This window comes from Pontibacillus marinus BH030004 = DSM 16465 (assembly GCF_000425225.1).
Lineage (GTDB): Bacteria > Bacillota > Bacilli > Bacillales > BH030062 > Pontibacillus > Pontibacillus marinus.
Genome location: NZ_AULJ01000001.1, coordinates 87,337 through 99,505, shown reverse-complemented (window position 1 = coordinate 99,505; position 12,169 = coordinate 87,337). Strand labels below are relative to the sequence as shown.

Here is a 12,169-nt window from a genome sequence, read left to right as displayed (position 1 = left end):
GTGATTTCTAATGATTGCCTGACACTTTTTGATGATAGGTAAACAAATATTGATTTGCCTCATACTCTGTTAAAGGTTTACTGAAGTAAAAACCTTGCATTTCACTGCATTCATTCTCTAACAAGAATGAGATATGTCTTTCTTCTTCCACCCCTTCTGCTATAACGTTTAAATCCAAATGACGAGCTAATGAAATGATGGATTTGATCACAGCATCTCCTTTATCTCCACAACCAACTTGTTGTACAAAAGATTGATCAATTTTGATACTGTCAACGTTAAGTCTAGTTAAATAGCTTAAAGCACTATAACCTGTCCCAAAATCATCTATACTCACTTCAATCCCTAACTTTCGAATTTCATCAAGCATGTTGATGAAGTGATCGCTATCCTCCATAATCATACTCTCTGTTATTTCAATCGTTAAACGTTTTGGATTTATCTTTTCCTTTGCAAGAATGTTCTCAAGTTGCAAGACTAATTCCTCTGAAAATAGTTGTCTAACAGATAAATTCACATGCATTTTGATATCGTTAAAACCATTTTGCTCCCAGGTCTTTATTTGTTGACATGCTTTTTTAATAGTTTGATATCCAACTTGAACAATTAAACCCGTACTTTCAAGTAAAGGGATAAATTCATTAGGCGGAATCATTCCGAACTCAGGGTGGTCCCAACGTAATAGTGCCTCAAAACCTACTATTCTATTCTGATTTTGATTCACAATGGGTTGATAATGTAGAATAAATTGTTCTTCTGTAACAGACTTAAACACTTCTCTTTCCAAACGAATTTCTTTTAAAAAGCGTGATTCATCATTCTTCTCAAAGACATAACATGGCTTATTTAAACGGTCGCTCATTTCTAAAGCCATATCACTATGGTGAAATAATGTGAATGCACTGTCAGCGTCCTCAGGATATCGTACGATTCCCATTCTTATATTTACTTTCATCTCATGTAGCTTATAATTGATTGGTAGGTTGACATGTATGAGTAATTCCTTAAGTTCATCTTGAAGTGCGGGTGTTAACTCTTTGCTCAGTACCAGTGCAACTTCATCATTATTCATTCGATAAAGGTTAACTTTTGAACTATAAAATTGATTAATACGTTGAAGGATACTTTGGAATATAAATAATTCAGCTTCTTTTCCAAACATCCCCATCAATTTCTTTAAATGATCAACCTTTAAGCTTACTAATGTAAATGGGTCCTGGCGTTGAATGAGTAATTCTACATCATTGAGCAAATCTTCTTTATCATACAAATCCATTGTTTGATTAACATAGGATTTGCCTCTATTGATCACCGTCTGTCTATGATCACAAATGATAAGTAGGATCTCTTTTTCTAAACCGTTGTTAATAATGGTAATCGCTTTGATGGTGTACAACGTGTCTTCTTGACCATCCATCCTGATATGAAAATGACGGACCTCTTGTGTATGAATCATCTCTTCAAAGGTTTGTCTTGTAAGATCACGATCTTCTTGATGAACAAAGGTCAAAAAGGACTTGCCTATTATTGAACCATTATAATTGTAAAAGAGTGACTCAGCTTTCGGATTCAAGCTCGTAATCATTCCATCTTTATTAATAGAAATAATATGGGATGCTTTTAAATTCGCAACAGTGACAGGTCCTTCTCGATTACCAGAAGCATATTCCACATCATTCATAATGTCACACCCTTTTATAAATTAATGATGTTGATGAAGACAACCCAGGCTCTTCTTTCTCAACATGTCTAAAATTGTCTTCTAATCTTATAATATGTCAACCGGTTCTTTTGGTCTATTTCATTAAGACTATTTCGATGCATTGAAAGGGATTTCACAGATTCCTTATTTCCCTTTTCATGCTTTTAAAGAATCCATTCAATGTACTATAGGATTTTTATACCTTTAAAAATTCTTTTACTCTATTTTTTAATGGGAACGAGACCCAAAACTTGCTTCCTTCATTTTCCTTACTTTGTACTCCACAAGATCCATTCATTTTTTCAACAAGGCGTTTTACGATACTCAACCCTATCCCCGTACCAGAAACTTCTTGATTTGGGACGCGGTAAAATGAATCAAATAAATGTGGGATGTATTCACTTTTAATCCCAATACCATTATCTTGAATACATATCTTGATCGAGTCTCCATCTCGTTCCTGATAGACTGAAACCTTACCATTTGGTTTATTATATTTAAGAGCATTCGATAACAAATTCACTAAAATCTGACGTAAGTATAAGGGGTCAGCTTGAATTCCCCATTCCCTATCATCCATAAGTTCACAGGATACATGAACATTCTTTTCAGTTGCCATTGGACCTATAATATCAACTGCATCTCTCACCGTTTCCTCGACATTAATCCATTCTTCCCTTACTGCAAACTCACCCTTTTCAATTTTGGAAAGATCTAATATTTCATTAATTAGATGGAGTAGGTGTACACCAGATCGATGAATCTTCTGAAGTTGATCGTACTGTTTACTTGAATTAGAAACACTAGCTTCTTTCCCCTCCATCAGTAATTCGCTATACCCAATAATACTATTTAAAGGAGTTCTTAGCTCATGGCTCATTCTTGATAGAAATTCAGTTTTCACTTGGTTTGCCTGAATAGCTTCTCTAATAGATTCTTTCAAATGTTGATTAGCTCGCTTTAACTTTATAGATTGATCACGCATTTCTGTGACATCTGTAAAGGTAACAACTGCACCTGCAACTTTTCCATGCATGATTAAAGGGGAGGCATTTATCGATAACCATTGTATTTCATTATCAGATTGCAATATACCTAAAATATAATTGTTAAATGATTTATGTTCTTTAAGGACCTTAATTGCTGGCCACTCACCCTTAGGCAGCTTCTTCCCCTGTTCATCTACAAAAGGCAAATCAGTTTTAAAAGGATTAATTTTAGATACATCTTCAAAGGAAATCTTTAGTATTTCTGCAGCCCTATGGTTTAAACGTATGGGATTACCATCTGTATCATATACAAACAATCCTTCAGATAATGTTTTTAATATGGCTTCTTTTAAGTACATTTTTTCTTCAGCAAATTTTTTAGCTTCTATAACCTCTGTCACATCCTCGATGACCGCAGTAATTCCCGTTACTTTTCTATCAACTTTAATTGGTATATGTGTCACATCAACTTGTAGAATTTTACTTTGTTTTGATATCATTTGAGCTTGGTAATGTACATGATTTCCTAGCATGGCTTCATTTATTTGTTCTTCAATGTAAACCGGGTTCAAGAATAATGAAGGAAACTTATTATTCTCACCAGGAATCACTCCTATTTTTTCTACAAAAGGGGTGTTGGCGTTATAAATATTACCATCAGAAGTAATTGTACAAAGTAAATTTGGACTATTGTAATAAAGAGCTAAATATTGCTGATCCTTATCGATACTATTTTTCAAAGCTTTGTATTTATCAAAATAAGCTAGAAAAAGAATAGCTAGTAACAGGATCATAATACTGACGATAATTCCGTTTGTAATAAAAGAACCTTGAGCTTCCTGAGGAGGAATATTATTATTAGTTCCATCCACAAAAAAGCTAGTTCCACTTAAAGCTATATAATGGACAGAAGAAATCCCCAGTCCCACTAAGATTGCAAAAACCCATTTATATTTTTTGAGGACGTAAAAACTCAACTTTCCACTAAATAGACTAAATAAAGCCATCCCTGAAAATAAAAGCGATAAAACGCCACATATAAGCATAGAAATTAACGAATACTCCATTAAACCTTGAAACTTCAATGATTCCATTCCTATAAAGTGCGTGGTTATTATTCCTACCGCTGTCAAAACGGTGGACAGCGACTGATAGACGGATGATTGCTTTTTTTTATAACTAATAAAAAAAGCAAAAACAGATGTACACACTATAAAGAGTAAAGAAAGTATAATTAGAACCCAATTAAATTTCGTAGAAACAGGAAGAGAATAAGCTAACATCCCAATAGAGTGCATAGACCAAATCCCTAATCCAAAAATGAGTGAACCAAAAAGCACCCACACGTTTCCCCAGAATTTTTGAATACCTTTTTCAGATCTTAGAACCATATCCATCGTGATATATGATGAAATGATCATCACTATAACAGACAATAAAATAAATTCTATGTGGAACATTCCATTAATCTGAATCATCTAATCTCCCCCCTACTGCTTAAGGCATATTGGTATTGATACCTTAAATATACTTCCTTTCTCCATTTCACTTGTCACACTCAAAGTTCCTTTAAGTTCATGTATGATGCGAAGTGCGATCGATAATCCCATCCCCATCCCAGTAGTGTTATGGTGGTTTTCTTCATTTCTTTTAAATGGATTATAAAGATGATTAATTTGTTGCTCAGATAACCCAATCCCTGAATCGATAATTTCTATAATAAACTTCCCAGCTTCTTTATAAGCTTTAGATTGAACAACTCCTCCCGTGTAATTGTATTGAATCCCATTTCGTACAATTTCCTTTAAAGCTTGAAAAAGTTGTTCTTGATCTCCATTTATCTTAATAAAATCCACATCACTGTATAAGAGGTCCAATTTTATTTGGTTCTGCTCCGCTTCTAATTTCAAGTGTTGAAAAATTCGATTAAATAAACTTGAAACATGAATAGAATTTTGGGAAAACTCCTTTTCTTGATCTTCACTCGTATATTTTATAATCTGATTGACTTTATATAATAACTCTTGACCTGCATGATTGATTTTTTGGATTCGATCTCGCTGTTGATCAGAAAAACCTTCTTTATCTAGTTCTTGTAACAATTCAGAATAACCAATCACTGTATTGAGAGGTGTCCGAAACTCATGGCTCATCTCTAATAGGAAATCAGTTTTTGCTTGATTAGCTCGTTCGGCTTCATTTTTAACTTTTATCAATTCTTTTTCTAATTCCTTTTGATGGGTAATATCTCGATAAATAATTAAGTTACGATCTGGATTTATATCTAATACACCCGAAAACCCTATAACTCTCCTTTTTCCCTTTATAGAATTTACATGAATTTCTCCGTAAACCTTTCCATTCTCAATTAAATCCTTTGCATATTTTTTCGCCAGCGCCTTCTCTTCATCCGGGAAAAGGTTAAAGAAATTAAATGGTAAGGTGTCCTTATCCCTAACCTCTAATAAATCTAATGCAGCAGAGTTCGCATCGATAATCGTGAAATCTTGATCCGTAATTACAATCCCATCGATGGCACCTTCAAAGATATTTGTTAGTCTTTGTTGCTGTTCTTTTAGTTTTTGGTTCATGTTCGCTATAGATGAATTTGTTTCTTTTAATTCAGAAATCATAAACGACTTCTCTAATGATTTTGCGATTTGGTCACAAATTTTTTCAAGAAGATCTAGTTCACTCTGTGTAAACCTTTCTTTATGGCTAGACCCAAATGATAATGTCCCAATCAATTTCCCTTTAGAATATAGAGGGTGACATGCATATGTTTTTATCCCCAATGATTTTATTAAATCCACCAATGGATCCGTGGATTGAGGGATATTCTCAACACACATTCGAGTTTCTGTCTGCGCTACTGTACCGCATACAGCTTGTCCCATCTCTAACCACTTGATCTCTTCAGCAACTTCACTAGGGATCCCTTTATGATTCATAAGATAAATTTTTCCTACCTCAGGATCTAAAATATAATTAACATAAATATCTAGACCTAACTCTTCAGATAATTTATCAAACAAGGAATCCAATAGTTCTTTAGGAGTTTGCTTATGGATAATGTCTTCAGCTGCATCATGTAATAATGACAAGCTTTTATAATTCTCCTCAATAGCTTGTCGAATATTTTGCTCAACTGTTACATCCCAAAATACAATTCCTATAAAGTTATTAAACGGGAAGACTCGAACTTGATAAACGACTCTCGGATAATCGTCAACCTCTAAGAAATAGCTAGATATGGTCTTATTCTCACATATAAAATTAACCATTTCTTGCAATCTATTTTTATATGCATGATCAATTAAATTCCAAATGTTTTTCTTTTGTTCCCTATCGTCATCCATTTTATTGAATACAACGATTTCATCTATATCGCTAGTAACGATGTCTCCTTGGTTATCAATAATCATATATCCATCTGTTACTTCCCCAACAAGTGCATGCATTAAATCTTTTTGGAGTACATTTTCCATACACACTCTCCTAACTTACATTTTGAAATTAACCGATTTTCTTTATATAATCTTTTACTTCATCAATTTTTTGTTTTGATATACTAGCTGGACTTTCATAATTTGTAAAATACGCCAAATATGTTTTCCCTGATACTGTAATGTGAGAAAGACGCTTCACATTAATAATGTAAGACCGATGAGAAAAGATGAACCTCTCATCTAACTGTTCCTGGAATCGCTCTAAAGTATCTATCGTTTCATATACTTTATATGGGGTATGAATATATAATTTTCTTTCAATCTTTTCAACATACAATATATCCTTCATGGTGATGAAATAGAGCTCTCTCCCAAACTTAACCTCCAATTTTTCACCTGGTGCTTTCAATGTTTTTCCTGTCTCTTTATGCAAATATGGTAACGCTTTCTCAAGAGCTGCAAATACTCGCTTTTTTTGAATAGGCTTTACTACGTAATCAATAGCATTGATGTTAAAAGCTTCAGCAGCATAATCATCATAAGCTGTAACAAATATATAATGGAGATTAGGGTATACATTCACACAATCTTTAATGGCATCCATTCCATTCATATAAGGCATATTGATATCAACTAATACTAAATCTGGTTTACTTTGGTTAATCGCATCTAATAATTCTCTTCCATTATCGATCTCATCAATCACTTCATATTCAGAATGCAAATTTACAAATTCTTTTAAGATCTCTCTTGCATCATTATGATCCTCAGCAATCAGCACTTTAAACCTTTTCATGAGCGTTCGCCCCTTAATGTTTAATCTATTACTAATTTAATCATCGGTTAAAATGGGCTGAATTACATCCCACTAGTATTCCTATTTTTCCTCTTATCCATTAGGAAGCTCTTCCTATTTTTATAGAATGGTATAGGAAATCAAAAAAAATGCCCCTTCCTTACCGCTATTGATGCGGAGGAACAGGCAACATAGATGATGACTTTTTATTTATTATTTTCTTTTAGCAAACGTTTAGAATAAACTTTTAATTGTTCTATTAACTCCTCTTCTTCTTCTTGCCCTATATCTAACTGAATTCCATAATCACATGTATGTTCATACTCTTTTTTCCAGACGATAGAGCCAAAAAATTTATATTCATATTCATTAAGAGTAAACCGGATCGATAATTGAATATCCTTTTGCTCTGTTTCGGGGATGAACAATTCTGAGTTGAATCTCATTCCACTCGGACTAATATCTTGAATAGAAGCTGGGCCTTCAGATGAATCAATTAACTCTCCATCTACCTTTTTAATCTGAAAATGACATGGTAAAGGGTTACCAAATTGATACCGAAACCCTTCTGTACGATTCGAAAACATATATGCCATACTCTTCTCTCCGTTCTTTTAGAACAGAATAGATACATTCCCTCGTTTATTAAAATGGCTATTCATTCTATTGAGACAATGTATCTTTTTACATCTGTTCTCTTCTATAATATCTACTATTAAAAAGGGGGAAAATAGTAGTATCACCTATTATTTTGTATGCCCTTCATAAACTCGTCAACTAAATATACGCCAAAGGTTCAGTTTATAGTATATATGGTCCACTTTGATAGATGGAATCCTTTAATAACCCTGAATGAAAGGGGGACCACTCTCTATTTCTCCACCTCACGATTCCCCTGCACCATCGTTCCTCCACACAACGGACAATCGACTGATTTTACTAACGTATCTTTATAAGTCTCAATACGCTTCCAGGCAATACAATCATTACTCGTGCATGCCCAAACCAATATGGATACCTTTTCGCCGGATGATTGACCCTGATTTTTATTCTTCTTAGCATATTTAATATTTCGTTGCTCAGGCGAAAAAACATCCATAATAAACCGTGAAATCGGGACCTGCTTCTCTCGAAAAGTGCATGGTGAGCTGATGACCAACTCTTCCTCTGCTCGGGTTATGGCCACATAAGCAAGACGACGTTCCCCTTCAATAGCTGCAGCGATTTTCTTTTTTGAATCGATAACCATATCTTTTCGCTCATTTGCATCTAAAGCAGATCGATGTGGTAGAACGTTCTCTGAAGCACCGATTAGAAAAACGACGGGGAACTCAAGCCCTTTTGATTTGTGAATCGTCATGACTTTCACGACATCCGCTTCAGGATTTTTTCGTAACGCTACCATGTCTTTGTTCTTTTCAATGATTTCATCAACGAACGCCAAAAATTCATCGATTGTCTTATATCGGCTTGCTGAAGATTCGATCTCTGATAAGGTATCTTTCACCATTTCTTTATGCATCGTGAGGTTCTTTTTCTCATTGGCATCTATATACTTATCATAAAATGAGCGAATCTCTCTTACCGCTTCTAGAGGCTTCATGGTCCGGATTTTGTCCAGTAATTGAATGCGTTCCTTGATTTGCTTTTTCTGAAACTCCTTTAAATGCGTTAAGTCCAGAGCGTGCGATAAAAGGTGTTTCTTTGGATCCCTTGACTCTTTGTTCCAGATAAAATCGGACGTTTTTTCCCGGTTGAGATAAAGCGTTGGCAACATGCCATAAACAGCGTCCATATTTTTGGCATCCAGCGCTAAACGCAAGTGGTCTATCACTGGTTTTACAATTGATTGTTCATAAAAGGTATTCGTATCTCCATAAGTTACAAAAGGAATGCCTTGTAAAACAAACTGGTCAAAAATCGCACGGCTGTTGCTATTAGCACGATACAATATCGCAAACTCTCGATAAGATCGTTTCCCCTCGCTAACCTCATTCACGATTTGTTGAACCACTTTTTCCGCTTCCTCATTTGGATCTTTCGGTCGTAAAAAGGAAGGTGATGCTTCATTTTCTTTTGACGCTTGTAATGTCTTTTCATAACGCTGTTTATTGATCGAGATGACATTATTAGCTAATCCAACAATTTTGGTATTCGAACGATAATTAATATCCAACTTATAGGTTTTCGTTCCCGGATACTGCTTGTTGAAATTTAAAATAATGGAGGAATCAGCACCGTTAAACTCATAGATTGTCTGGTCATCATCCCCCACGACAAACAGGTTATTTTGAGGCGCAGCGATCATTTTAATTAATTCATATTGAACGGGATTCGTATCTTGCCACTCATCACATAACACAAAAGAGTATCGCTTTTGCAACATATCTAGTACGTGCTGGTCCTGCTTCAACAAGTGATAAGCATCTAGCAAAATATCATCAAAGTCCATATATCCTTCTTGATGCTTGATCTTTTCGTATTTCGTTAAAATCTTTTTCACTTCTTTTTCAACCGGTGTTTCGGTAGGTAGTCCTTCCACGGGAGTCATATTATTTTTGTAATGAGATAAGATCGCGAGCAATGATTCAGGTTCATAATCATCTTTTACATTCATCTCTCTCATGATGTTTTTCAAATAGATATGCTTGCGTTTCTCATTACTTAAGATGCTCCGCGAATCCCCTCTTCCTTTTAAAAGCTTCAAGAAAATAGAGTGATAAGTTCCCGTTGTTATTTCTCTCACGCTTCTTGGAGAGAGGCCTGGTAACAATCCAATGCGTTCTTTCATTTCGTCGGCAGCCTTTTTCGTAAAGGTTAGTAATAAGATCTGCTTTGGATTTACATTGTGGATCGAAAGTAAATACCCAGCACGAGATGACAGAACTCTGGTCTTCCCGCTCCCTGCCCCAGCAAGTACCAAGGCTGGTCCATCCAGGTGTCGAGTTGCTTGAAGCTGTGGTTCGTTCAACTTCACACCTTTTTGTTCTAGGGAACGAAAATAATAGGCATCAGGTTCTTGGTCACTCACCAATTCAACCGTCGTCTTAGAATTGGCCATTTCAGCTTTTGGAATTTCTTTCTTGGTTGCCCCTTCAGGGAAGTGGAGTTCACGGTTTTCCTCTAACTTTTGAGAGGGCATCGTGGAGTTTTGCATGCTTACACGTCCTATACATTGATGTGTTCATAGTTTATCAATTCGACGGGTGCCTGTCACGCCCCGGAATTTGTCGAAAAGGTGCCAAAAAAAGTGCCTGACCCCCACCGCGTTAAAGCATTAGCGTGGCGGGGGTCAGGCACTCCTATACTGATTAAGCACATAGGAATAGATGTTTACAAAAATTATGATAAAATGATTTTACAATTATTGTGGAAGTGAATTTCACATTAGGAGGTATCCTGATGGAACAAAGTCCAGAAAATCTATTTAGCCAAATCGCTCAAGACAATCTAGTACTAAACGTATTTAAACATCATTCCTTCCGCGTAATGTACCTTTCTACAATGCTTGCTAAAGAAGTTGAATGCTATGATGAAGATATGAGGATTTCTGCCTTACTTCATGATATCGGGAAGATGGGGTTATCAAGTGAGATTTTGTTGAAACCCAGTAGGTTAACTGACCTTGAGATGACGATTGTAGAAAGTCATAGTCACATTGGAAACACGATTGTACGTAAGGTTCTTGGAAAAACGCGCCCAGCTAAATTTGTCCGGGACCACCATGAAAACTGGGATGGAACAGGTTACCCTAGAAGGTTAGAAGGCGAAGAAATCTCCTTACAGGGAAGAATTATCCGAATTTGCGATTCATTCGATACCATGACTTATGATCGAAGAGTCTATCATAAAAACAACCTCTCTCACCAAGAAGCAATCCATGAACTAAGACGATGTAAGTGGAAACAATACGACGGAGATCTAGTCGAGACATTTATTTCATTAATTGAAAAGAACAATCTCCCAGAAGACTGGTATGACCAATATAATAAAGAAGCTCTCGAAGAAATGTAAATCGGGAGGTGCCTGTCACGCCCCGGAATTTGTCGAAAAAATGCCTGACCCCTACTGCGCTAATGCTTTAACGCGGTGGGGGTCAGGCACGTAAAATCTAACAGCTTCCGCCTATTCCAGGTAAAGCTTTGATTTCAATTCCATGTGGTGCTTCTCCTACTTCAATAGTTTCAATCACTTCTTGCTTTTCCATATCAATCACAGCAACCTTGTTGGTTCCATTTAACGTTATATAGGCTTTCGTTTGTTTTCGGTTGAAGGAAATGTGCTTCGGTGATTCAAGTCCTTCGATCGTCTTAAGTGTTTTATTGGATTGTAGATCTTTAATGGTCACACTACCTGCTTCCATATTGGTCGATACAAGCTGCGAACCATCCTCTTTTAGCACAAAGTCTGTTGCTCCTTCGCCTACTTCAACCTCTTTCTCTTTTTTCAAGCTTTTCGTATTAAATACCTCAATCGTACCGCTTCCAGCTGAAGCGACATACAACTTGCTTCCATCCTGATTTACCCTCACAACACGTGGCGTCTGCTTTGTTTCAAGCGTATCGATTTTTTTATCATTTTCAACAACATAAACGCGATTATTCTCATGATCACTTACATACATACGACCATCATTAAGCGCTAAATAATTCGTTTTCGCACCAGATCCCATATCAATCTCATTCACTACTTTTTCCTTCTCCGTATCGATCACATACACGTATTGATCGCCTACTGCAGTGACATAAAGTTTTTTGTTATCGGGAGTTAAAGCAACTCCATGTGGACGTGGTCCTACTTCAATTTCTTTAGTCATCTTTAATGACTTCGTATCAATTACTCCTACGGTACTACTGTTCTGGTTAGCTACGTATGCATTACGCATTGTACTTGTAAACACAACATTTGCGGGTTTCTTCCCTGTTTTAATCTCTCCAACCACTTTACTGCTTGGAATATCAATAATCGAAATTTTATGATCCTGTTCACTCGGGACATAAAATTGAACATTCGTTAATTTACCTGCTTCTTTTTGTTTTTCTAAATCTGCTTTAGTCACCATCGCACAACCCGTCAGCACTAAGGATAACGGTAAAACTAGACTTAACATTAATCGCTGCAACATGTTGGTCTCTCCTTATTAAAAAGTAACAAAAATCATTCTAACACATTATATATATTAATTCATATAAGTTTACTGTGAATTAATCCCTTGTATTTTTATCGGGATAAT

General features: G+C 35.7%; 8 protein-coding genes. 1 reads left to right on the top strand and 7 read right to left on the bottom strand.

Annotated elements, in window-relative coordinates; translation table 11 throughout:
• Positions 1 to 7 precede the first annotated feature (7 nt).
• The 6 genes from H514_RS23790 to H514_RS22085 all read right to left on the bottom strand — a co-directional run bounded on the left by H514_RS23790 (position 8) and on the right by H514_RS22085 (position 10,093).
• Positions 8 to 1,681: a sensor domain-containing phosphodiesterase gene (locus H514_RS23790; RefSeq protein ID WP_051254944.1), complete on the bottom strand. Its 1,674-nt coding sequence runs from the start codon at positions 1,679 to 1,681 to the stop codon at positions 8 to 10.
• A gap of 217 nt (positions 1,682 to 1,898) precedes the next feature.
• Positions 1,899 to 4,169 (bottom strand): ATP-binding protein, encoded by a 2,271-nt coding sequence (locus tag H514_RS23785; RefSeq protein WP_027445196.1) that lies wholly within the window; start codon positions 4,167 to 4,169, stop codon positions 1,899 to 1,901.
• A gap of 12 nt (positions 4,170 to 4,181) precedes the next feature.
• Entirely contained in the window at positions 4,182 to 6,179 is a 1,998-nt protein-coding gene (locus H514_RS0100555; RefSeq protein ID WP_027445195.1) for a GAF domain-containing sensor histidine kinase, read from the bottom strand.
• A gap of 28 nt (positions 6,180 to 6,207) precedes the next feature.
• Complete coding sequence (locus H514_RS0100550; RefSeq protein ID WP_027445194.1) at positions 6,208 to 6,936, bottom strand: LytR/AlgR family response regulator transcription factor; 729 nt, start codon at positions 6,934 to 6,936, stop codon at positions 6,208 to 6,210.
• A 206-nt stretch (positions 6,937 to 7,142) separates the two neighbouring features.
• Positions 7,143 to 7,532 (bottom strand): PilZ domain-containing protein, encoded by a 390-nt coding sequence (locus tag H514_RS0100545; RefSeq protein ID WP_051254943.1) that lies wholly within the window; start codon positions 7,530 to 7,532, stop codon positions 7,143 to 7,145.
• Between the two features lie 275 nt (positions 7,533 to 7,807).
• A complete protein-coding gene (locus H514_RS22085) occupies positions 7,808 to 10,093 on the bottom strand; it encodes a UvrD-helicase domain-containing protein (protein ID WP_081672873.1) in 2,286 nt (761 codons plus the stop codon).
• Between the two features lie 245 nt (positions 10,094 to 10,338).
• On the opposite strand from H514_RS22085, the gene H514_RS0100535 reads away from it, so the two are divergent.
• Positions 10,339 to 10,950 carry an HD-GYP domain-containing protein gene (locus tag H514_RS0100535; protein WP_036841473.1) on the top strand — a complete coding sequence of 204 codons (612 nt, stop codon included), beginning with the start codon at positions 10,339 to 10,341 and terminating at the stop codon, positions 10,948 to 10,950.
• A 97-nt stretch (positions 10,951 to 11,047) separates the two neighbouring features.
• Here H514_RS0100535 and H514_RS0100530 read toward each other — a convergent pair whose 3' ends face one another.
• Positions 11,048 to 12,061: a YVTN family beta-propeller repeat protein gene (locus H514_RS0100530; protein ID WP_027445191.1), complete on the bottom strand. Its 1,014-nt coding sequence runs from the start codon at positions 12,059 to 12,061 to the stop codon at positions 11,048 to 11,050.
• Positions 12,062 to 12,169 lie beyond the last annotated feature (108 nt).